At 58.9% G+C, this 21,837-nt stretch carries 18 protein-coding genes; 15 read left to right on the forward strand and 3 right to left on the reverse strand.

All coding sequences use genetic code 11. The features are described 5' to 3' along the window. Window positions 1-63 precede the first annotated feature (63 nt). The 11 genes from ACP7CZ_RS24680 (at window position 64) to ACP7CZ_RS24730 (ending at window position 14,265) form a co-directional block, all read left to right on the forward strand. Complete coding sequence (locus ACP7CZ_RS24680; protein ID WP_054920695.1) at window positions 64-2,904, forward strand: LPS-assembly protein LptD; 2,841 nt, start codon at window positions 64-66, stop codon at window positions 2,902-2,904. After that, on the forward strand, window positions 2,885-4,219 hold the full coding sequence (locus ACP7CZ_RS24685) for a peptidylprolyl isomerase (protein WP_136624693.1): 1,335 nt from the start codon (window positions 2,885-2,887) through the stop codon (window positions 4,217-4,219). The genes ACP7CZ_RS24680 and ACP7CZ_RS24685 overlap by 20 nt, the downstream gene beginning before the upstream one ends. Beyond that, on the forward strand, window positions 4,216-5,205 hold the full coding sequence (gene pdxA, locus ACP7CZ_RS24690) for a 4-hydroxythreonine-4-phosphate dehydrogenase PdxA (RefSeq protein WP_197900139.1): 990 nt from the start codon (window positions 4,216-4,218) through the stop codon (window positions 5,203-5,205). The genes ACP7CZ_RS24685 and pdxA overlap by 4 nt, the downstream gene beginning before the upstream one ends. After that, window positions 5,202-6,014, forward strand: a complete 813-nt coding sequence (gene rsmA / locus ACP7CZ_RS24695; RefSeq protein ID WP_197900140.1) for a 16S rRNA (adenine(1518)-N(6)/adenine(1519)-N(6))-dimethyltransferase RsmA — start codon at window positions 5,202-5,204, stop codon at window positions 6,012-6,014. The genes pdxA and rsmA overlap by 4 nt, the downstream gene beginning before the upstream one ends. Window positions 6,015-6,246: 232 nt before the next feature. Next, window positions 6,247-6,627 carry a Co2+/Mg2+ efflux protein ApaG gene (gene apaG, locus ACP7CZ_RS24700; protein ID WP_003194726.1) on the forward strand — a complete coding sequence of 127 codons (381 nt, stop codon included), beginning with the start codon at window positions 6,247-6,249 and terminating at the stop codon, window positions 6,625-6,627. Next, the gene (locus tag ACP7CZ_RS24705; protein ID WP_034128824.1) at window positions 6,627-7,478 is read left to right on the forward strand and encodes a symmetrical bis(5'-nucleosyl)-tetraphosphatase; all 852 of its coding nucleotides are present in this window, start codon (window positions 6,627-6,629) and stop codon (window positions 7,476-7,478) included. Before apaG ends, ACP7CZ_RS24705 begins: the two co-directional genes overlap by 1 nt. A gap of 9 nt (window positions 7,479-7,487) precedes the next feature. Further along, window positions 7,488-7,817, forward strand: coding sequence for a thiosulfate sulfurtransferase GlpE (gene glpE / locus ACP7CZ_RS24710; protein WP_034128825.1), 330 nt, complete (start codon window positions 7,488-7,490; stop codon window positions 7,815-7,817). Between the two features lie 285 nt (window positions 7,818-8,102). Then, window positions 8,103-10,025, forward strand: coding sequence for a PrkA family serine protein kinase (locus tag ACP7CZ_RS24715; protein WP_003194732.1), 1,923 nt, complete (start codon window positions 8,103-8,105; stop codon window positions 10,023-10,025). A 113-nt stretch (window positions 10,026-10,138) separates the two neighbouring features. Then, window positions 10,139-11,410, forward strand: a complete 1,272-nt coding sequence (locus ACP7CZ_RS24720; RefSeq protein WP_034116083.1) for a YeaH/YhbH family protein — start codon at window positions 10,139-10,141, stop codon at window positions 11,408-11,410. Further along, complete coding sequence (locus tag ACP7CZ_RS24725; protein ID WP_003194736.1) at window positions 11,407-12,972, forward strand: SpoVR family protein; 1,566 nt, start codon at window positions 11,407-11,409, stop codon at window positions 12,970-12,972. The genes ACP7CZ_RS24720 and ACP7CZ_RS24725 overlap by 4 nt, the downstream gene beginning before the upstream one ends. A 63-nt stretch (window positions 12,973-13,035) precedes the next feature. Beyond that, window positions 13,036-14,265, forward strand: coding sequence for a multifunctional CCA addition/repair protein (locus ACP7CZ_RS24730; protein ID WP_054896794.1), 1,230 nt, complete (start codon window positions 13,036-13,038; stop codon window positions 14,263-14,265). A 134-nt stretch (window positions 14,266-14,399) separates the two neighbouring features. On the opposite strand, the gene folK is transcribed toward ACP7CZ_RS24730, so the two are convergent. Beyond that, on the reverse strand, window positions 14,400-14,918 hold the full coding sequence (gene folK, locus ACP7CZ_RS24735) for a 2-amino-4-hydroxy-6-hydroxymethyldihydropteridine diphosphokinase (protein ID WP_054896793.1): 519 nt from the start codon (window positions 14,916-14,918) through the stop codon (window positions 14,400-14,402). After that, a complete protein-coding gene (gene folB / locus ACP7CZ_RS24740; RefSeq protein ID WP_054896792.1) occupies window positions 14,909-15,262 on the reverse strand; it encodes a dihydroneopterin aldolase in 354 nt (117 codons plus the stop codon). Before folB ends, folK begins: the two co-directional genes overlap by 10 nt. Window positions 15,263-15,336: 74 nt before the next feature. Between folB and plsY the strand changes: the two genes are divergently transcribed. Then, window positions 15,337-15,906: a glycerol-3-phosphate 1-O-acyltransferase PlsY gene (gene plsY, locus ACP7CZ_RS24745; RefSeq protein WP_034128830.1), complete on the forward strand. Its 570-nt coding sequence runs from the start codon at window positions 15,337-15,339 to the stop codon at window positions 15,904-15,906. Between the two features lie 31 nt (window positions 15,907-15,937). Here the strand turns inward: plsY and tsaD are convergent, their stop codons facing one another. Next, the gene (gene tsaD, locus ACP7CZ_RS24750) at window positions 15,938-16,963 is read right to left on the reverse strand and encodes a tRNA (adenosine(37)-N6)-threonylcarbamoyltransferase complex transferase subunit TsaD (protein WP_003194748.1); all 1,026 of its coding nucleotides are present in this window, start codon (window positions 16,961-16,963) and stop codon (window positions 15,938-15,940) included. Window positions 16,964-17,166: 203 nt separating this feature from the next. Between tsaD and rpsU the strand changes: the two genes are divergently transcribed. From rpsU to rpoD, 3 genes are all read left to right on the forward strand, one after another. After that, a complete protein-coding gene (gene rpsU, locus ACP7CZ_RS24755) occupies window positions 17,167-17,382 on the forward strand; it encodes a 30S ribosomal protein S21 (RefSeq protein WP_002551877.1) in 216 nt (71 codons plus the stop codon). Between the two features lie 442 nt (window positions 17,383-17,824). Continuing rightward, a complete protein-coding gene (dnaG, locus tag ACP7CZ_RS24760; protein ID WP_294138679.1) occupies window positions 17,825-19,795 on the forward strand; it encodes a DNA primase in 1,971 nt (656 codons plus the stop codon). Window positions 19,796-19,862: 67 nt separating this feature from the next. Next, on the forward strand, window positions 19,863-21,710 hold the full coding sequence (gene rpoD, locus ACP7CZ_RS24765; protein ID WP_054896790.1) for an RNA polymerase sigma factor RpoD: 1,848 nt from the start codon (window positions 19,863-19,865) through the stop codon (window positions 21,708-21,710). Window positions 21,711-21,837 lie beyond the last annotated feature (127 nt).

Raw genomic sequence — 21,837 nt, forward strand, 5'->3', positions numbered from 1 at the left:
CCATCGAGAGGCGTGCGGCCCAAACCGCGGGCAGATGGCACGCAGGAAGCCCGGACTAATAAGATGGCATTGAAATCCCCCGCGTTTCGTAGAAAATTTCCGTTGCTGGTAACCGGCAGTCTGCTGGCCTTGCAACCTTTCGCCACCTCATTCGTGGTCGCCGCGGAACAGTATGACTGCTCAGTCTCTGCTTCGGGTGCCTGGGATTGCGCGCCGAAGACCGCCGCCGCCCCATTGCCACCGCGCCCGGTGCATGACGGTGCTGCCGTCAGCTCGGCCAACAGCACGCCGCAAGGCAAAGCTGGCGGCAGCGTCGACGCCGAACCCAAGACCATGCTGGTCACCGAAGCCAAGGGCCGTGGCCTGCGTTCGCGCAGTGCCGACTATAGCCACCTTGACTGGGTACCTCGCGACAAGCTGACCGCAGCACAGCTGGCCGAAACCGGCCCTTACTGCGGCGGCGCCTACATCGAGCCGACTCGTCCTGGCATGAACGACAAGACGAACAAGAGCGATGCGCCGACCTTCATCGGCGCCAAGGCTTCTCGTTACGAGCAGGAGCAGCAGGTCGCTACCCTGGCCGGTGACGTGGTCATGCGCCAGGGCAGCATGCAGTTGGAGTCGGACGAAGCCAGCCTGTACCAGGCGGAGAACCGTGGCGAACTGAATGGCAAGGTGCGCCTGCGCGATAACGGCGCCCTGATCGTGGGTGACCATGCCCAGGTCCAGCTCGACACCGGTGCCGCCCAGATCGACAACGCCGAATACGTGATGCACAAGTCACGCATCCGCGGTAACGCGCTGTACGCCAAGCGTGCAGAAAACGCGATCATCCGTCTCAAGGACGGTACGTACACCACCTGCGAGCCGGACAGCAACGCCTGGCAGCTCAAGGGCAACAACATTACGTTGAACCCGGCCACCGGTTTCGGTACGGCGACCAACGCGACGTTGCGGGTCAAGAACATCCCGATCCTGTACACCCCGTACATCTACTTCCCGATCGATGACCGTCGTCAATCCGGCTTCCTGCCGCCGAGCTTCAGCACCGGCAGTGAGACTGGCTTTACATTGGTAACGCCGTACTACTTCAACCTGGCACCGAACTACGATGCCACGTTGTACCCGCAGTACATGACCAAGCGCGGCTTGTTGATGGAGGGCGAATTCCGCTATCTGACCAAGTCGAGTGAAGGGCAGTTTGGTGGGGCGTATCTCAATGATGATAGCGACGAGCGGAAGAAGCAGACTGATTACGAAAAGACCCGCTATATGCTCAATTGGCAGCATAAAGGTGGGCTGGATTCGCGTCTGACGACCCAGGTCGATTACACCAAGATCAGTGATCCGTTCTACTTCCAGGATTTGAAGTCGTATCAGGAAGGCATCCAGAGCCAGGACTTCCTGAACCAGCAGGGCTCCGTGACCTATAATGGTGATAACTATCAAGCTCGCGTGAACCTGCAGTCATATCAACTGGCGACGATTTCGCAGATCACTCCGTATGACCGTTTGCCGCAGATCACCTTCAATGGTCAGTTGCCGTACCATCCGGGGGGGCTCAACTTCTCCTACGAGACTGAAGCCGTAAGATTTGACCGAGACCTTCGAAACGGTAATGTGGTTAACGAAGACGGCGGGCCGTTCAATCCTGATGGCACTATAGGTGAACGACGCCTGGACACCTACGTAAACGGCCTGACCCGTGCAAACGGAACACGCTTGAACGTAGCTCCCGCTGTCGAGTACCCAATGAACTGGAGCTATGGCTTTATTACGCCGAAGCTCAAATACGTCTATACCAAATATGATCTTGACCTGGACAGCAAAGGCAAGGATGACATTGTCGCCGCGCAACTGGCCGCTACCCGGCCCGGCGCAGCGCCTTACGCTGGCGGAGTGTTCAAGAGTTCGCAAGATCGCGCTGTTCCTATCGCGAGCGTCGACAGCGGGCTGTACTTCGACCGCAAAACTAACTGGTTCGGTAAAGACTATAACCAGACCCTTGAGCCGCGAGCCTTCTACCTCTACGTACCGAACAAAGACCAAAGCGATATTCCGGTTTTCGACACCAGTGAATATTCGTTCAGCTATGCCTCTCTATTCCGTGATAACCGCTTTGCCGGTAACGATCGGATTGGAGACGAGAACAAGTTATCCCTGGGCGTAACCAGCCGCTGGATCGAAGAAAATGGCTTTGAACGCCAGCGTGTTTCCGTGGGTCAAGCACTGTACTTCAAGGATCGCGAGGTTCAACTGCCAGGAGTCCTGGCCGCTGACCGAGATGACTCCCAAACAGATGTCTCGCCTATCGCTTTGGAATACGCTTTCCGCTTCAACCGCGATTGGCGCGCCACGGCCGACTACAACTGGGACACCGAAAGCCATGCCCCACGCTCCGGTAGTGCGATGTTCCACTATCAGCCAGAAGACAACCCGAACAAGGTCGTCAACCTCGGCTATCGCTACCGCAATGACCAAGTGGTCTACAACCAACTGACCGGCAAATGGCAGTTCGGTGGGGACTACGGCACGCCAGGTCAAGAGAACTACGTGAAGGATTACTACAAAATCCAGCAACACGACTTCTCGATGATGTGGCCGATCATTCCGCAGTGGAATTTGATCACTCGCTGGCAGTATGACTATGCACGCAACCGCACCCTGGAAGCCTTCGGTGGTTTCGAGTACGACAACTGCTGCTGGAAACTGCGCGTCATCAACCGCTACTGGGTTTCCAACGACGAGTACAGCCAGATCGCCCCGCTCAACGAAAAGGGTGACCACGGGCTCTTCTTCCAGATCGTCCTCAAAGGACTCGGCGGCCTGACCGGCGCCAAGGTAGAGAGCTTCCTCGACAAAGGCATTGAAGGTTATCGTGAACGTGAAGACAAAGCTTTCTGAGTGTTTGCGCCCGCTAGTGCTGGGCGCGCTGTTCCTGGGTACTGTTTCGGCACACGCCGCAGTTCAACAGCTGGATAAAGTAGCGGCCATCGTCGACAACGACGTGATCATGCAGAGCCAGCTGGACCAGCGGGTCAAGGAAGTTCAGCAGACCATCGCCAAACGTGGCGGTGGGGTGCCACCGACCAGCGTCCTGGAATCTCAGGTACTGGAACGCCTGATCGTCGAAAACCTGCAACTGCAGATTGGCGAACGTTCCGGCATCCGTATTTCGGACGAAGAACTGAACCAGGCTGTTGGCACCATTGCTCAACGCAACAACATGAGCATTGATCAGTTCCGCGCCGCCCTGGCCCACGATGGCCTGTCCTATGAGGACGCCCGTGACCAGATCAAGCGCGAAATGATCATCAGCCGTGTGCGCCAGCGCCGTGTGGCCGAACGGGTTCAGGTGTCCGAGCAGGAAGTGAAGAACTTCCTGGCTTCGGACCTGGGCAAGATGCAGCTCTCCGAAGAGTTGCACTTGGCCAATATCCTGATTCCAACCCCGGACGGGGCCAACTCTGAGCAGCTCAATGCCGCTGCCGCTAAAACCCAGGCGATCTACGAGCGCCTGAAAGCGGGTGCAGATTTTGCCCAGATGGCCATTGCTCAGTCCGGCAGCGATAACGCCCTCGAAGGCGGTGACATGGGCTGGCGTAAAGCCGCTCAATTGCCACCTCCGTTTGATCGCGAATTGAGCGCCATGGAAGTCGGCGGCATCACCCAGCCAGCCCGCACCCCGGGTGGTTTCATCATCCTCAAGCTGCTGGAACGTCGCGGCGGCGAAACCTCGTTGAAAGACGAAGTTCATGTTCGTCACATCCTGGTCAAACCGAGCGAAATCCGCACCGAAGCACAAACCAAGGAACTGGCCCAGAAGATCTATGACCGCATTGAAAGCGGTGAAGACTTCGCCACCCTGGCTAAAAGCTTCTCGGAAGACCCGGGCTCTGCCCTTAACGGCGGCGACCTGAACTGGATCGACCCGAGGGCACTGGTGCCCGAGTTCCAGCAGGTCATGGCCGACACGCCACAAGGTGTATTGTCCAAGCCGTTCAAGACCCAATACGGTTGGCATGTCCTGGAAGTCCTTGGCCGTCGCGCCACGGACAACACCACCCAGGCCCGCGAGCAACAAGCCCTGACCGTGTTGCGTAACCGCAAATACGACGAAGAGCTGCAAACCTGGCTGCGTCAGATCCGTGACGAAGCGTATGTAGAGAACAAGCTGCCAGGCGCCGAGCAAACAGGCACCGACCAGGCAACCCAGTGAAACCCCAGCGTTTCGCAGTGACACCCGGCGAGCCGGCCGGCATTGGTCCAGACCTGTGCCTGCTGCTCGCCTCGCAACCCCAGCCACACCCCCTGATTGCCATTACCAGCCGCGACCTGCTCCTTGAGCGGGCCGCGCAGCTGGGTGTGGCCGTCAACCTGCTGGACGTGGCGCCAGGCAACTGGCCCGACCTAGCGGCCCCCGCTGGTAGCCTGTATGTGTGGGACACCCCGCTACAGGCCAAGGTGGTTGCCGGGCAGTTGAACACGGCCAACGCGGCATTTGTGCTGCAGACGTTGACCCGTGCGGGCCAGGGCTGTATCGACGGCGACTTTGCCGGCATGATCACCGCACCGGTGCACAAAGGCGTGATCAACGAATCCGGCATCGCCTTTTCCGGCCATACCGAATTCCTCGCGGAACTGACCCATACCGCTCAAGTGGTGATGATGCTCGCCACCCGTGGCCTGCGTGTGGCGCTGGTGACCACCCACTTGCCGCTGCGTGAAATCGCCGATGCCATCACTGCCGAGCGTGTGGAGCGTGTCACGCGCATCCTGCACAGCGACCTGCAACACAAATTCGGCATTGCCCAACCGCGCATCCTGGTCTGCGGGCTCAACCCCCACGCCGGTGAAGGCGGCCACTTGGGCCATGAAGAAATCGACATCATTGAACCAACACTAGAGCGCCTGCGCCAAGAAGGCATGGACCTACGCGGCCCATTGCCTGCAGACACTCTGTTCACCCCCAAATATCTGGAGCACTGCGATGCAGTGCTGGCGATGTACCATGACCAGGGGCTGCCCGTGCTGAAATACAAAGGCTTCGGCGCCGCAGTCAACGTGACACTGGGCCTGCCGATCATCCGCACCTCCGTCGACCATGGCACCGCCCTGGACCTCGCAGGCAGCGGCAAGATCGATACCGGCAGCCTGCACGTGGCCCTGGAAACCGCCTATCAGATGGCCGAGACCCGTATATGACTGAGCATTACCAACACCGGGCGCGCAAGCGTTTCGGGCAGAACTTCCTGCACGACGCTGGCGTGATCGATCGCATCCTGCGCTCAATCCACGCCAAGCCAGAAGACCGCCTGCTGGAAATCGGCCCGGGCCAGGGCGCGCTGACCCAGGGCCTGCTGGCCAGCGGCGGGCAACTGGACGTCGTGGAACTGGACAAGGACCTGATCCCGATCCTCAACCAGCAGTTCGCCGGCAAAGCCAACTTCAACCTGCACCAGGGCGACGCGCTGAAGTTCGACTTCAACAGCCTTGGCGCTGCGCCCAACAGCCTGCGGGTGGTGGGTAACCTGCCGTACAACATTTCCACGCCGCTGATTTTCCACCTGCTGAACAACGCCGGAATCATCCGCGACATGCACTTCATGCTGCAAAAGGAAGTGGTGGAGCGCCTGGCCGCAGGCCCTGGCGGTGGTGATTGGGGTCGTTTGTCGATCATGGTCCAGTATCACTGCCGCGTGGAGCACCTGTTCAACGTCGGTCCGGGCGCGTTCAACCCGCCGCCGAAGGTCGATTCGGCCATCGTACGCCTGGTGCCGCATGCCGTGCTGCCGCATCCGGCCAAGGACCACAAACTGCTGGAACGAGTGGTGCGGGAAGCGTTCAACCAGCGCCGCAAGACCTTGCGTAACACCCTCAAGGCCCTGCTGAGCAATGCCGAGATCGAAGCTGCCGGCGTTGATGGAAGCCTGCGCCCTGAGCAACTGGACCTGGCCGCGTTCGTACACCTGGCCGACCAACTTGCCATCCAGCCTGCATCCGTAGTGGAATAGGCCGTAAGAACTCGATGCAATCCAATGTGGGAGCGGGCTTGCTCGCGAATGCGCAGTGTCAGTCACCAAATGTGTAACTGATGCACCGCCTTCGCGAGCAAGCCCGCTCCCACATTTGCTCCGCGTTATACCGATAACGCTTGCCGGCTGCCCGACACATGTCTGGCCTAGCGCCCTCCTCTTGGCCTAGACTGACCCGCATCTGCTGTCCTTCGCTTTTAAGGCCTCTTGCATGTCCGACCCTCGCTATCAGATAGACGTCAGCGTCGTCACCCGCTTCCTGGCGGACCAATCGCAACCCGAACATAACCGCTTCGCCTTTGCCTACACCATTACAGTGAAGAACAACGGGCTGGTGCCGGCCAAGCTGCTGTCGCGCCACTGGGTCATCACTGATGGCGACGGCCAGGTCGAGGAAGTGCGCGGGGCAGGCGTCGTCGGCCAGCAACCGTTGATCGACAGCGGCGCCAGCCACACTTATAGCAGCGGCACGGTGATGACCTCCAAGGTCGGCACCATGCAAGGCTCGTATCAAATGAAGGCCACTGACGGCCAACTGTTCGATGCAATCATCAAGCCCTTCCGCCTGGCCGTGCCAGGAGCCCTGCACTGATGGCGACGTACGCTGTCGGCGACCTGCAAGGCTGCCTGGACCCTCTCAAGCGCCTGCTGGATCGCGTAGCCTTCGACCCCGCAAATGATCGCTTGTGGTTGGTGGGCGACCTTGTCAACCGCGGCCCCCAGTCCCTGGAAACCCTGCGCTACCTCTATAGCCTGCGTGATTCTTTGGTGTGCGTGCTGGGCAACCATGATCTGCACTTGCTTGCGGCCGGCAACAATATCGAGCGCCTCAAAAAAGGCGACACCCTGCGGGAAATCCTCGAAGCTCCGGACCGTGCTCAACTGCTCGACTGGCTGCGCCGGCAAAAACTCATGCACTACGACGAGGACCGCAACATGGCCTTGGTGCATGCCGGTATCCCGCCGCAGTGGACGCTGAAAAAAGCCCTCAAGTGCGCCGCCGAAGTTGAAAGTGCATTGGCCGATGACAACCTGTACACCGCTTACCTCGACGGCATGTATGGCAACGACCCGGTGAAGTGGGACAACGAGCTCACCGGCGTCGCCCGCCTGCGAGTGATCACCAACTATTTCACACGCATGCGCTTCTGCACGGCCGAAGGCAAACTGGACCTCAAGAGCAAGGAAGGTGCCGACAGCGCCCTCCCCGGCTATAAGCCCTGGTTCGCCTACAAGGAACGCAAGACCCGTGACACGAAGATCATCTTTGGTCATTGGGCCGCACTGGAAGGCAAGTGCGATGAGCCCGGCGTGTTCGCCCTCGACACCGGTTGCGTGTGGGGCGGCGCCATGACCCTGATGAACATCGACACGGGCGAGCGCCACGACTGCCAGTGCGAATCCCCCCTTTCCATTACCCAGCCGGCCGCCACCAAGCCATAGGAGCCCGCCATGACCGAATTCAAACGTATCCCCCCCGAACAAGCCCAGGCCCTGCGCGAGCAAGGTGCTGTAGTCGTCGACATCCGCGACCAGCCTACTTACGCCGCCGCCCACATCAGCGGCGCGCAGCATCTGGACAACGTCAACATCGCCGACTTCATACGCGCCGCCGACCTCGATGCGCCGTTGATCGTCGCCTGCTACCACGGCAATTCCAGCCAGAGCGCAGCCGCGTACTTGATCAGCCAGGGTTTCTCTGACGTCTATAGCCTGGACGGCGGGTTTGAGCTGTGGCGTACGACCTATCCTGCGGAAATTTCTTCAGGCGATTCGCAATAATTTTTTTCACACCCCGCTACCCCGCGTGACGCTTGGGCTTGCGCCGTTTCTGACGAACGGCGCAGCCAAACTAATTGCGCATCGCGCCTTGACCTCCCGGATTCCGAACTATCCTTAAGCGCAGGCCATCCGAATCAGGGGAGAGCCGGTACACCGGCGTACGGGTCATCGGTAACGTTTCAGGGTGTTCTGGGGGGAAAACAGCCATTGGCGTGCGTCAATGACTGCCAGCATCGACTGATTGATCCGGCGTCGGCTCCACGTATCGAGCGAGGTGACGACGTCATGAGTATCTTTAGCCACTTCCAACAACGCTTCGCGTCCACACAGCAGGAAGAACTCACGCTTCAGGAGTATCTCGAGCTGTGCAAGCAGGACCGCAGCACCTACGCCTCTGCCGCCGAACGCCTGCTACTGGCGATTGGCGAGCCAGAACTGGTGGAAACCGCCAATAATTCGCGCCTGTCGCGGATATTTTCCAACAAGGTGATCCGCCGCTATCCGGCCTTTGAAGACTTCCATGGGATGGAAGAATGCATCGACCAGATCGTTTCCTACTTCCGCCATGCCGCCCAAGGCCTGGAAGAGAAGAAGCAGATCCTCTATCTGCTTGGCCCGGTCGGCGGCGGCAAGTCGTCCCTGGCGGAAAAACTCAAGCAATTGATCGAAAAGGTGCCCTTCTATGCGATCAAGGGCTCGCCCGTCTTCGAGTCCCCCTTGGGCCTGTTCAACGCCACGGAAGATGGCGCGATCCTCGAGGAAGACTTCGGTATCCCGCGGCGCTACCTCAACACCATCATGTCGCCCTGGGCCACCAAGCGCCTGGCCGAGTTCGGCGGTGATATCAGCCAGTTCCGCGTGGTGAAACTCTACCCGTCGATCCTCAACCAGATCGGCGTGGCCAAGACCGAACCAGGCGATGAAAACAACCAGGACATTTCTGCGCTGGTGGGCAAAGTCGATATCCGCAAGCTGGAAGAATTCCCGCAGAACGACGCCGATGCCTACAGCTATTCGGGCGCACTGTGCCGGGCCAACCAGGGCCTGATGGAATTCGTGGAGATGTTCAAGGCACCGATCAAGGTGCTGCACCCACTGCTCACCGCTACCCAGGAAGGTAACTACAACAGTACCGAAGGCCTTGGGGCGATTCCGTTTACCGGGATCCTGCTGGCTCACTCCAACGAATCGGAATGGCATACCTTCCGCAACAACAAGAACAACGAAGCCTTCATCGACCGGATCTATATCGTCAAGGTGCCGTACTGCCTGCGGGTCAGCGACGAAATCAAGATCTACGACAAACTGCTGTTCAACAGCTCCCTGGCCAAGGCCCATTGCGCGCCGGACACTCTGAAGATGCTTGCCCAGTTCACCGTGCTGTCGCGCCTCAAGGAGCCGGAGAACTCGAACATCTACTCAAAAATGCGGGTGTATGACGGCGAGAACCTCAAGGACACCGATCCCAAGGCCAAGTCGATCCAGGAATACCGTGACACGGCGGGTGTAGACGAAGGCATGAACGGTCTGTCGACGCGCTTTGCGTTCAAGATCCTGTCCAAGGTTTTCAACTTCGACCCCCACGAGATTGCCGCCAACCCGGTGCACCTGCTCTACGTGCTGGAACAGCAGATTGAACAAGAGCAGTTCCAGGCCGAAACCCGTGAGCGCTACCTGCGCTTCCTCAAGGAATACCTGGCGCCGCGCTACATCGAGTTCATCGGCAAGGAAATCCAGACCGCCTATCTGGAGTCCTACAGCGAATACGGCCAGAACATCTTCGACCGCTACGTGCTGTACGCAGATTTCTGGATCCAGGATCAGGAATACCGCGACCCGGAAACCGGCGAAATCCTCAATCGCGTGGCCCTCAACGAAGAGCTGGAAAAAATCGAGAAACCCGCCGGCATCAGCAATCCGAAGGATTTCCGCAACGAAATCGTCAACTTCGTACTGCGCGCCCGTGCCAACAACAACGGCAAGAACCCCACTTGGCTCAGCTACGAGAAGCTGCGGGTGGTCATTGAGAAGAAAATGTTTTCCAACACCGAGGACCTGCTGCCCGTCATCAGCTTCAACGCCAAGGCCAGCAAGGAGGATCAGCAAAAACACAACGACTTCGTCACACGCATGGTCGAGCGAGGCTACACCGACAAACAGGTACGACTGCTCTCCGAGTGGTACCTGCGGGTTCGCAAATCGCAGTAAGGCAGCGGCAAGCGCGCACTGCCAGGCATCCGGCCTGGCAGTTGACCGCTTGTCTCTAAGCTTCCAGCCCGCGGCTTGAAGCTTGTAACGTGAAGCTGCCCGGAGGGCTCCCCATGAGCTATGTGATCGACCGACGCCTCAATGGCAAGAACAAGAGCACGGTAAACCGTCAGCGTTTCCTGCGGCGTTACCGTGACCACATCAAAAAGGCGGTAGAAGAGGCCGTCAGCCGCCGCTCCATCACCGATATGGAGCATGGCGAACAAATCAGCATTCCCGGACGGGACATCGACGAACCGGTGCTTCACCATGGCCGCGGCGGCAAACAGACCGTGGTGCATCCCGGCAACAAGGAATTCACCACCGGCGAACATATCCAGCGCCCACAAGGCGGTGGCGGCGGCAAAGGTCCGGGCAAAGCCGGCAACTCTGGCGAAGGCATGGATGAATTCGTATTCCAGATCACTCAGGAAGAATTCCTCGAATTCATGTTCGAAGACCTCGAACTGCCCAACTTGGTCAAACGCAACCTGACCGGCACCGATACCTTCAAGACCGTACGCGCAGGGATCAGCAACGAGGGCAACCCGTCGCGCATCAACATCATCCGCACCCTGCGCTCAGCCCATGCACGGCGTATCGCCCTGTCCGGCAGCAGCCGCGCCAAACTCAAGCAGGCCAAGGAAGAGTTGGCACGCTTGAAGCGCGAAGAACCGGACAACTTCGGCGATATCCAGGAAATAGAGGCGGAAATCGAAAAACTCAGCGCGCGCATCCACCGCGTGCCGTTCCTCGATACCTTTGACTTGAAATACAACCTGCTGGTCAAGCAACCCAACCCCAGCTCCAAGGCTGTGATGTTCTGCCTGATGGACGTTTCCGGCTCCATGACCCAGGCCACCAAGGACATCGCCAAGCGCTTCTTTATCCTGCTGTACCTGTTCCTGAAACGGAACTACGACAAGATTGACGTAGTGTTCATCCGCCATCACACCAGCGCGCGAGAGGTGGACGAAGAGGAGTTTTTCTACTCGCGGGAAACTGGCGGCACCATTGTTTCCAGCGCACTGAAGCTGATGCAGGAGATCATGGCCGAGCGCTACCCCGCCAACGATTGGAACATCTACGCCGCCCAAGCTTCCGACGGCGATAACTGGAACGACGACTCCCCAATCTGCCGGGACATTTTGATCAACCAGATCATGCCGTTCGTGCAGTACTACACTTACGTCGAAATCACCCCCCGTGAGCACCAGGCCCTGTGGTTCGAATACGAGCGCATCGGCGAAGCCTTTGCCGACACGTTCGCCCAGCAGCAACTGGTCTCGGCCGGCGATATCTACCCGGTCTTCCGTGAACTCTTCCAGCGCAGGTTAGTGACATGACCGCCAAAAAAGAGAACAAGCGCCAACCCATTTCCACTGGCTCCGAGTGGACCTTCGAACTGATCCAGGCCTATGACCGGGAAATCAGCCGTATCGCGGCGGGTTATGCCCTGGACACCTACCCCAACCAGATAGAAGTCATCACCGCTGAACAGATGATGGATGCCTATGCCTCGGTGGGCATGCCCTTGGGCTATCACCATTGGTCCTACGGGAAACACTTCCTCAGTACCGAGAAGTCCTACACACGCGGCCAGATGGGCCTGGCCTACGAGATCGTGATCAACTCCGACCCGTGCATCGCGTACCTGATGGAAGAAAACACCATCTGCATGCAGGCGCTGGTAGTAGCCCATGCCTGCTATGGGCATAACAGTTTCTTCAAGGGCAACTACCTGTTTCGAACCTGGACCGATGCCAGTTCGATCATTGATTACCTGGTGTTCGCCAAGCAATACATCATGCAGTGCGAGGAGCGCCACGGTATCGATGCGGTAGAAGACCTGTTGGACTCCTGCCATGCGCTGATGAATTACGGCGTTGACCGCTATAAACGCCCCTATCCGATTTCCGCCGAAGAGGAGCGCCTGCGCCAGAAGGAACGCGAGGAGCACCTGCAGAAACAGATCAACGACCTGTGGCGCACCATCCCCAAGCGCGCCGACAAGAACAGCGACAAAGACAATGCACGCTTCCCCGCCGAACCTCAGGAAAACATCCTGTATTTCCTGGAAAAACACGCACCGCTGCTGGAGCCCTGGCAGCGTGAAATCGTGCGGATCGTACGCAAGATCGCGCAATATTTTTATCCACAGCGCCAAACCCAGGTAATGAACGAGGGCTGGGCAACCTTCTGGCATTACACCCTGATGAACGACCTGTACGACGAGGGCCTGGTCACTGACGGCTTTATGATGGAGTTCCTCACGTCCCATACCAGCGTGGTCTTCCAGCCAGGCTTCGACAGCCCGTATTACAACGGCATCAACCCCTATGCACTGGGTTTTGCCATGTACCGCGATATCCGCCGCATGTGCGAGCACCCCACCGAGGAAGATCGCCGCTGGTTCCCGGAAATCGCCGGCAGCGACTGGCTCTCGACCATCAAGTTCGCCATGAGCAGCTTCAAGGATGAGAGTTTCATCCTGCAGTACCTGTCGCCCCAGGTGATCCGCGACCTCAAGCTGTTCAGTATCCTGGACGACGACCTCAAGGACGATCTGGTCGTACCCGCCATCCACGACGAACCCGGCTACCGCATCATTCGCGAAACCCTGGCCGCGCAATACAACCTCGGTAACCGCGAACCTAACGTGCAGATCTACAGCATCGATGTGCGTGGCGACCGTTCGCTGACCTTGCGTCACCAGCAGCACGACCGCAAACCCTTGGGCGAATCCACTGAGGAAGTGCTCAAGCATCTGCATCGGCTCTGGGGCTTTGATATTCATCTGGAAACCCTGCAGGGCGACCAAGTGATGAAAACCCATCATGTGCCACCGCGCAGCGATCATAACGACAACGACTACGGCCGCCTCGACATGGCCGTCGTTCATCTCTGAAACAGCAAAGCCTCCATTGGCCAAGCTCAGGCGTTATCCTGTGCCGCTAATGGAGGCTTTTTCATGAAAATCTACAAAGTCGGCGGCGCCGTGCGTGATCGCCTACTGGGCATCAAGGTCACCGATATAGACCGCGTCGTCGTTGGCGCGACGGCCGAAGAGATGCTCGCCAAGGGTTATAAACCGGTGGGCGCCGATTTCCCGGTATTTCTCGACCCGAAGAACGGTGACGAATACGCCCTTGCTCGCACCGAACGCAAGAATGGGCGGGGTTACGGCGGCTTTATATTCCATGCGAGCCCCGACGTTACGCTGGAAGAAGACCTGATTCGGCGTGACCTGACCATCAACGCCATGGCGGAGGACGACGAGGGTAACCTGACCGATCCTTATCAGGGCCAACGCGACCTTGAAGCGCATATTTTACGGCATGTTTCTCCGGCGTTCGCCGAAGATCCCCTCCGTGTACTGCGCGTTGCGCGTTTCGCCGCGCGCTATGCGCCTCTTGGCTTCACAGTCGCCCCTGAGACCCTGGAGTTAATGCGCCAACTCAGTGAGTCCGGCGAGTTGGAGGCCCTTACCCCCGAGCGTAGCTGGAAGGAAATCTCACGGGCGCTGATGGAAGATCAACCCCAGGTATTTATCCAAGTACTGCGTGACTGCGACGCGCTGAAAACCTTGATGCCGGAGGTGGATGCGCTGTTCGGCGTGCCGCAGCCCGCAGCTCACCACCCGGAAATTGACACCGGCGTGCACACCTTGAGCGTGCTGGAACAAGCTGCCCTGCACAAGCAACCGCTGAGCGTGCGCTGGGCCTGCCTGCTGCACGACCTGGGCAAGGGCCTGACACCTGTGGATAAGTTGCCGCAGCACATTGCCCACGAACATCGCGGCTTGAAGCTGATCAAAGCGGTGAACGAGCGTTTCAAGGTGCCGAGGGATTGCCAGGAGTTGGCCTTGCTGGTGGGGCAATATCATACCCACGGCCATCGTGCGCTTGAGCTCAAGGCCTCGACATTGCTGGAGTTGCTGCAAAGCTTCGACGTGTACCGTCGGCCACAACGCTTTGAGGAGTTCGTGGTGGCCTGCGAAATGGACGCCCGTGGCCGCAAGGGTTTTGAACAGCGCAGTTATCCACAGGCCGATTATTTGCGCGGAGCGGCAAAGGCTGCACGCGAAGTGCCGGTCGCGCCGCTGCTAGAAAAGGGTTTCAAAGGTCCCGAACTGGGCGATGCGCTCAAGCGCGAACGGTTAAGCGCATTGAAAGCCTACAAGGAAAACCCCTCTCCTTAGGCGATGGCCGTTGTGGCGAGGGAGCTTGCTCCCGCGGGACCGGGCTGGCGCTCCAGTGCGAAGCGCTCCCAAGATAATGGGGCTGCTGCGCAGCCCAGCGGGAGCAAGCTCCCTCGCCACAACAAGCTCGGCTCCTACAAAACAGCTCGTGGCGTGAGTGGCTGACCCTGCCATTCGAACGCAACCGGTGCCAATACCTGATCAATCTGCGCGTCTCGCCATAATTCGGCCATTGTCCTGCCAGCCTCAGGGTGCATACGGTCCGGCGCCATCATCGACAGCGGCCACAACACAAAGGCGTTTTTCAGGATTTCGGCTCGCGGCAAGATCAAGCCATCGAAATTGCCCACCAGATCGCCATACAACAACACATCGATATCCAGCGGCAGGCCTTTGCGGTCTGGCGCGTATCGGCCATTGTCAGCCTCGATGGATTTCAAACGACGATCCAACTCCATCAACGGCAGGTCGGTATAAGCCGACACCACCAGATTGAAAAACGGCCCACTTTTGATCCCCACCGGCTGGCTTTCGAACACCGCCGAACAGCGCATATCCGTCAAGAAACCGGCCAACGCATCCAAGCCGGCACATAGACGAGCCTCGCGGTCGATATTGCTGCCAAGCCCGAGGTAAACCTGAGTCAATGACATCCGCGCTCGATCTCCACGCCCACGCCCTTGGCAGCCGGCACCGCGCCGGGCTTGGTCAACTTGAGGTGCAGCCAGGGAATCTGGAATTCACTCATCAGCACTTCGGCCAGACGCTCGGCAAAGGTTTCCACCAGTTGGTACTGGGACTGCTCGGCAAAGGCCTGGATACGCGCAGACACCCTGGCGTAATCCAGTGCCAGGGTCAGGTCATCACCGGCCGCAGCTGGGCGATTATCCCAGGCGAAGCTCAGGTCCAGGCGCAGGCATTGCCGGATTCCGCGCTCCCAGTCGTAAGCCCCGATCACGGTGTCGACTTCCAGGCCTTCGATAAACACTCTGTCCAAGCACTTTTCTCCGCAGCACGACAAGGGCGCGATGCCCCGTTAGAATCAGGGCGTCCTCGCCCGGAATAGTTAGCATGTTTTGGTCACTGGCGATTTTCGCCTACCTGCTCGGCTCGCTGTCCTTCGCCATTTTGCTCAGCCGCTTGACGGGAAACCCCGATCCGCGAATGAGTGGCTCAGGCAATGCCGGCGCCACCAATATGTTGCGCTTGGCCGGCAAGAAACTCGCCGTCCTGACCTTGCTGGGCGACGTTTGCAAGGGCCTGCTGCCCGTGCTGATCGCCAGCCTCGTCGGCCTTGGCTTGCAGCAGCAAGCCTGGGTGGGCCTATGTGCCGTCCTGGGCCACCTGTTCCCGTTGTACTTCCGTTTTCGCGGCGGCAAGGGCGTAGCCACGGCGGCCGGCATGCTGCTGGGTATTTACCCCCCTGCGGCGTTACTGGCCATGCTCGCCTGGCTGCTGACGTTCTACCTGACCCGTACCAGCTCGCTGGCCGCGCTGATTGCTACGCCGCTGACCCTGCCGTTGCTGGCCTGGCAGGAACCGCAAGCGCTGTTACCGATGAGCGTGCTGACACTGCTGATCGTCTGGCGCCACCGCGGCAATCTACGCGACCTGTTTGCCGGGCGCGAACGGCATTTTTAAATATCCCGCCTGGACTCGGCGCCCTTGAACCTTACAACGGCGGCAATTGTTCCATCGGCCAGCGCGCCTGCACGCTGATCGCCAGGCTTTCGTGCTGTCCGGCCTGCAAGCGCTGGCAACCGGCATAGGCGATCATTGCGCCGTTGTCAGTGCAGAACTCAGGGCGTGCGTAGAACACATTGCCATTCATGTCGCCGAGCATTTTTTCCAGGGAACTGCGCAACGCCTTGTTGGCGCTGACGCCGCCCGCGATCACCAGCCGCTTCATGCCCGCCTGTTTCAGGGCGCGCTTGCACTTGATGGTCAAAGTCTCCACCACAGCCTGCTGGAACGCCAGCGCGATGTCGCAACGGGCTTGCTGGCCGTCGTCCCCGGCGCTGACGCTCTGCTGCCAGGTGTTCAAGGCAGAGGTTTTCAAGCCGCTGAAACTGAACATCAAGCCAGGACGATCACACATCGGCCGCGGGAAGGTGTAGCGACCGGCAACGCCGTTCTCGGCAAGGCGGGCGATTTCCGGACCACCCGGATAATTAAGTCCCATCATCTTCGCGGTTTTGTCGAACGCTTCACCGGCGGCATCGTCCAGCGACTCGCCCAACAGTGTGTATTGGCCGATCCCGTCCACCTGAACCAGCTGCGTATGCCCCCCCGAAACCAACAAAGCGACGAACGGGAACTCCGGCGGTGTTTTTTCCAGCATGGGCGCCAACAAATGGCCTTCCATATGGTGCACACCAAGGGCAGGAATACCCCAGGCAAACGCCAACGCCTGGGCGCAAGAGGCCCCAACCAGCAGGGCTCCGACCAATCCGGGGCCGGCGGTGTAAGCGATGGCATCGATCTCGGTTGCCACACAGCCGGCTTCATCCAGCACCTGGCGGATCAACGGCAGCATGCGCTTGACGTGATCGCGGCTGGCAAGCTCCGGCACCACGCCGCCATAGGCGCGATGCAGGTCGATCTGACTGAACAGTGCATCGGCCAAAAGCCCGCGTTCACTGTCGTATAGTGCGACTCCGGTTTCGTCGCAGGAGGTTTCAAGTCCCAGTACTAGCATGGGTTTGCGCCTTGTAGAGGCTGAATTCGAAGGCGCGCATAATAGTCGCCACTCCCCCTCCCGACTAGCGGTTTTCGATCAGAGGCTTTGCATTCCGGGCAATGAGGGGTTAACATCCGCAACCCTTAAAAACCGACGACCTCAGCCGCGAATTTTTTGCGACGAGAACGTTGATTCCCGGTAATGAAAGAAGGTAGCTCTGGATGCCAGCCGTCAAAGTAAAAGAGAACGAACCCTTCGACGTAGCTCTGCGTCGTTTCAAGCGCTCCTGCGAAAAAGCCGGTGTTCTGGCTGAAGTTCGTAGCCGCGAATTTTATGAGAAGCCAACTTCTGAGCGTAAGCGCAAAGCAGCAGCCGCTGTTAAGCGTCACGCTAAGAAAGTTCAGCGCGAACAGCGCCGCGCCGTTCGTCTGTACTAATACACAGACGTTCGTAGCAAGCTTCTGCCAAGCCCGGCCCTCAGCCGGGCTGTTGGCATTTGCGGATATCGCTTGATGCTTCACCGTCGACGCCGCACATGCGACCGAGACACTGCTTCACACGTCAGGGCTGGCTCTTTTGCCAGCGGTGCACGTCTCTTCTGACGAGCCTAACAAGGCTACTGACGAGCACACCTATTCTTCAAACAGACGATCAACTGTATCGGCTGTGCCCAACGATGCGTTTCCGAGGCCGCCATTGGCCTAGACCGGACGCCCGGGCAACATTTCCATGCCGAAGACTGATCAGAAACTATCCTCAGTAAATATTCGGCAGATACACTCCCTGATGACCCATGCAGACGATGATGATCGAGCACTCCTTACGTGCGCTTGAACACGTCACGGGCCCTCATTTACACGCAGTGATGACGAGAACGCCATGGCCGGGCTGATTCCCCAGAGCTTTATTGACGACCTTCTGAACCGCACCGACATCGTCGATGTTGTCAGCTCACGCGTACAGCTGAAAAAAGCCGGCAAAAACTACACCGCCTGCTGCCCTTTTCATAAAGAAAAAACCCCATCCTTCAGCGTCAGCCCCGACAAGCAGTTCTATTACTGCTTCGGTTGCGGGGCGGGCGGGAATGCCCTGGGCTTCCTGATGGACCACGACAACCTGGACTTCCCCCAGGCTGTCGAGGACCTGGCGAAAGCCGCCGGCATGGAAGTGCCCCGCGAAGAAAGTGGCCGGCCGCACAAACCGCGGCAACCCACCGATTCGCCGCTGTATCCGCTGCTCACCGCTGCTGCCGACTTTTACCGCCAGGCACTCAAGAGCCATCCGCAGCGCAAGGCCGCTGTCGATTACCTTAAAGGGCGCGGCCTCACCGGCGAAATCGCTCGGGACTTCGGCCTCGGCTTCGCTCCGCCGGGCTGGGACAATCTGTATAAACACCTGAGCAGCGACACCCTCCAGCAAAAGGCCATGATCGATGCCGGCCTGCTGGTGGAAAACGCCGAGACCGGCAAGCGCTATGACCGCTTCCGCGACCGGGTGATGTTCCCGATCCGCGACAGCCGTGGCCGCATCATCGCCTTCGGCGGCCGTGTACTCGGGGACGACAAGCCCAAGTACCTGAACTCTCCGGAGACCCCGGTGTTCCACAAGGGCCAGGAACTCTACGGCCTGTTCGAGGCGCGCAAGAACAACCGCAACCTCGACGAGATCATCGTGGTTGAAGGCTATATGGACGTGATCGCCCTGGCCCAACAAGGCTTGCGCAACGCGGTCGCGACCCTCGGCACCGCCACCAGCGAAGAACATTTGAAGCGCCTGTTCCGCGTCGTGCCCAGCGTGCTGTTTTGCTTCGACGGCGACCAGGCGGGCCGCAACGCCGCCTGGCGCGCGCTCGAAGCCACGCTGTCGAGCCTGCAGGATGGGCGCCGCGCACGCTTCCTGTTCCTGCCTGAAGGCGAAGACCCGGACACCCTGGTGCGCTCGGAAGGTACCGACGCGTTCCGCGCACGTATCAATCAACATGCGCAGCCGCTGGCGGATTATTTTTTCCAGCAGCTGACCGAAGAAGCCGACCCGCGCTCCCTCGAAGGCAAGGCCCATATGGCCACCCTCGCGGCGCCGCTGATCGACAAAGTCCCGGGCGCTAATTTGCGCACGCTGATGCGCCAGCGCCTGCTGGAGATCACTGGTTTAAGCGGTGAAGCCGTAAGCAAGCTGGTGCACAGCGCCCCGCAGGATGCACCGCCAGCCTACGACCCCGGCATGGATTACGACGCCATGCCGGACTATGCCGACTTCCACCAACCTCAGGAGGCCTTCGCCCCCCAACAGGAATGGACGCCGAAGAAGCCCGGCGCCGGCGGCAAGAAGTGGGACAAAAAGCCCTGGAGCAAAAACGGCAAACGCGGTGATCGCGATGAAGCCTACGCACCACGCACGCCCGTAGCGGTGGAAGCCCCCACATTGATTGCACTGCGCACACTGATTCATCACCCGCAATTGGCCGGTAAGGTTGAAAGTGCCGACCACTTTGCCAACGAGAGCAATACCTATGCTCAGGTGCTTATCGCACTGATCGAAGCCGTGCAGAAAAACCCTAAGCTAAACTCAATCCAGTTGATGGCTCGCTGGCATGGCACGGAACAGGGCCGTTTATTGCGGGCACTGGCGGAAAAGGAGTGGCTAATTGACGGCGACAACCTTGAACAACAGTTTTTAGACACCATTAATAGGTTATCCGCGGGTCAACACACTCAGACCCTCGATGAACTTATCAAGAGAGCAAGGCAGCCGGGATTATCGGCTGAAGAGCAGATTCAGATAGCAAAACAGATGCGCGACCTCTTAAAACAGAATGTTTACGCATCAAACCCGACCTCAGCTGGCGTGTGAGGTCATAGCTCGGGTATAATCCTCGGCTTGTTTTTTGCCCGCCAAGACCTTCAGTGGATAGGGTGTTATGTCCGGAAAAGCGCAACAGCAGTCTCGTATCAAAGAGTTGATACTTCTTGGTCGTGAGCAGGGTTACCTGACTTACGCGGAGGTCAACGACCACCTGCCTGAGGATATTTCAGATCCTGAGCAGGTGGAAGACATCATCCGCATGATTAACGACATGGGGATCAACGTATTCGAAGTCGCGCCAGATAAGGATTCCCTTATGCTGGCCGACGCTGATACCGACGAGGCCGCCGCTGAGGAAGCTGCTGCCGCGCTGGCTGCAGTAGAGACCGATATCGGCCGCACGACAGACCCTGTGCGCATGTATATGCGCGAAATGGGTACCGTCGAGCTGCTGACACGCGAAGGCGAGATCGAAATCGCCAAGCGTATCGAAGAGGGTATCCGTGAAGTGATGGGCGCCATTGCGCACTTCCCTGGCACGGTTGACCACATTCTCGCCGAGTACACCCGCGTCACCACCGAAGGTGGCCGCCTGTCCGACGTCCTGAGCGGTTATATCGACCCGGACGACGGCATTGCGCCGCCTGCCGCCGAAGTACCGCCGCCTGTTGATGCGAAAGCCGCAAAAGCGGACGACGACTCCGACGACGACGAAGCTGAAAGCAGCGACGACGAAGAAGAAGCCGAAAGCGGTCCAGACCCGGTCATCGCGGCCCAGCGCTTCGGTGCGGTTTCCGATCAAATGGAAATCACCCGCAAGGCCCTGAAGAAGCACGGTCGCGGCAACAAGCAGGCAATTGCCGAGCTGGTGGCCCTGGCTGAGCTGTTCATGCCGATCAAGCTGGTGCCCAAGCAATTCGAAGGCCTGGTTGAGCGTGTTCGCAGTGCTCTTGAGCGTCTGCGTGCCCAAGAGCGTGCGATCATGCAGCTCTGTGTGCGTGATGCGCGCATGCCGCGTACCGATTTCCTGCGCCAGTTCCCGGGCAACGAAGTTGACGAAAGCTGGAGCGACGCACTGGCCAAGGGCAAGGCGAAATACGCCGAAGCCATAGGTCGCCTGCAGCCCGATATCATCCGTTGCCAGCAGAAGCTGACCGCGCTTGAGACCGAAACCGGCCTGACGATTGCAGAAATCAAAGACATCAACCGTCGCATGTCGATCGGTGAGGCCAAGGCCCGCCGCGCGAAAAAAGAGATGGTTGAAGCGAACTTGCGTCTGGTGATCTCCATCGCCAAGAAGTACACCAACCGTGGCCTGCAGTTCCTTGATCTGATCCAGGAAGGCAACATCGGCCTGATGAAGGCGGTGGACAAGTTCGAATACCGTCGCGGCTACAAGTTCTCGACTTATGCCACCTGGTGGATCCGTCAGGCGATCACTCGCTCGATCGCCGACCAGGCCCGCACCATCCGTATTCCGGTGCACATGATCGAGACCATCAACAAGCTCAACCGAATTTCCCGGCAGATGTTGCAGGAAATGGGTCGCGAACCGACTCCGGAAGAGCTGGGCGAACGCATGGAAATGCCTGAGGATAAAATCCGCAAGGTATTGAAGATCGCTAAAGAGCCGATCTCCATGGAAACGCCGATTGGTGATGACGAAGACTCCCATCTGGGCGACTTCATCGAAGACTCGACCATGCAGTCGCCAATCGATGTCGCCACTGTTGAGAGCTTGAAAGAAGCGACTCGCGACGTACTGTCCGGCCTCACTGCCCGTGAAGCCAAGGTACTGCGCATGCGTTTCGGCATCGACATGAATACCGACCACACCCTTGAGGAAGTCGGTAAGCAGTTTGACGTGACCCGTGAGCGGATCCGTCAGATCGAAGCCAAGGCGCTGCGCAAGTTGCGCCACCCGACGCGAAGCGAGCATCTGCGCTCCTTCCTCGACGAGTGATACCAGAACCCCCGGCCCAGGCCGGGGGTTTTGCTTTCTACCGATTGCTTTGACAGATTAACTGCCCCGCACCACCCCACCCTCGCAATGCCCGTCTACACTCGAGACATTCCCCGTGCCATAACGA

This window comes from Pseudomonas sp. DWP2-2 (assembly GCF_049897065.1).
Classification (GTDB): domain Bacteria; phylum Pseudomonadota; class Gammaproteobacteria; order Pseudomonadales; family Pseudomonadaceae; genus Aquipseudomonas; species Aquipseudomonas paracarnis.

What these genes read in the sequence shown, in the direction of transcription:
- folK (WP_054896793.1), bottom strand. Translation starts at nt 14,918, where the DNA reads ATGTCATTGACTCAGGTTTACCTCGGGCTTGGCAGCAATATCGACCGC.
- ACP7CZ_RS24725 (WP_003194736.1), top strand. Translation starts at nt 11,407, where the DNA reads ATGACCGCCAAAAAAGAGAACAAGCGCCAACCCATTTCCACTGGCTCC.
- ACP7CZ_RS24715 (WP_003194732.1), top strand. Translation starts at nt 8,103, where the DNA reads ATGAGTATCTTTAGCCACTTCCAACAACGCTTCGCGTCCACACAGCAG.
- tsaD (WP_003194748.1), bottom strand. Translation starts at nt 16,963, where the DNA reads ATGCTAGTACTGGGACTTGAAACCTCCTGCGACGAAACCGGAGTCGCA.
- apaG (WP_003194726.1), top strand. Translation starts at nt 6,247, where the DNA reads ATGTCCGACCCTCGCTATCAGATAGACGTCAGCGTCGTCACCCGCTTC.
- rpoD (WP_054896790.1), top strand. Translation starts at nt 19,863, where the DNA reads ATGTCCGGAAAAGCGCAACAGCAGTCTCGTATCAAAGAGTTGATACTT.
- ACP7CZ_RS24705 (WP_034128824.1), top strand. Translation starts at nt 6,627, where the DNA reads ATGGCGACGTACGCTGTCGGCGACCTGCAAGGCTGCCTGGACCCTCTC.
- rsmA (WP_197900140.1), top strand. Translation starts at nt 5,202, where the DNA reads ATGACTGAGCATTACCAACACCGGGCGCGCAAGCGTTTCGGGCAGAAC.
- ACP7CZ_RS24680 (WP_054920695.1), top strand. Translation starts at nt 64, where the DNA reads ATGGCATTGAAATCCCCCGCGTTTCGTAGAAAATTTCCGTTGCTGGTA.
- ACP7CZ_RS24720 (WP_034116083.1), top strand. Translation starts at nt 10,139, where the DNA reads ATGAGCTATGTGATCGACCGACGCCTCAATGGCAAGAACAAGAGCACG.
- rpsU (WP_002551877.1), top strand. Translation starts at nt 17,167, where the DNA reads ATGCCAGCCGTCAAAGTAAAAGAGAACGAACCCTTCGACGTAGCTCTG.
- plsY (WP_034128830.1), top strand. Translation starts at nt 15,337, where the DNA reads ATGTTTTGGTCACTGGCGATTTTCGCCTACCTGCTCGGCTCGCTGTCC.
- ACP7CZ_RS24730 (WP_054896794.1), top strand. Translation starts at nt 13,036, where the DNA reads ATGAAAATCTACAAAGTCGGCGGCGCCGTGCGTGATCGCCTACTGGGC.
- dnaG (WP_294138679.1), top strand. Translation starts at nt 17,825, where the DNA reads ATGGCCGGGCTGATTCCCCAGAGCTTTATTGACGACCTTCTGAACCGC.
- glpE (WP_034128825.1), top strand. Translation starts at nt 7,488, where the DNA reads ATGACCGAATTCAAACGTATCCCCCCCGAACAAGCCCAGGCCCTGCGC.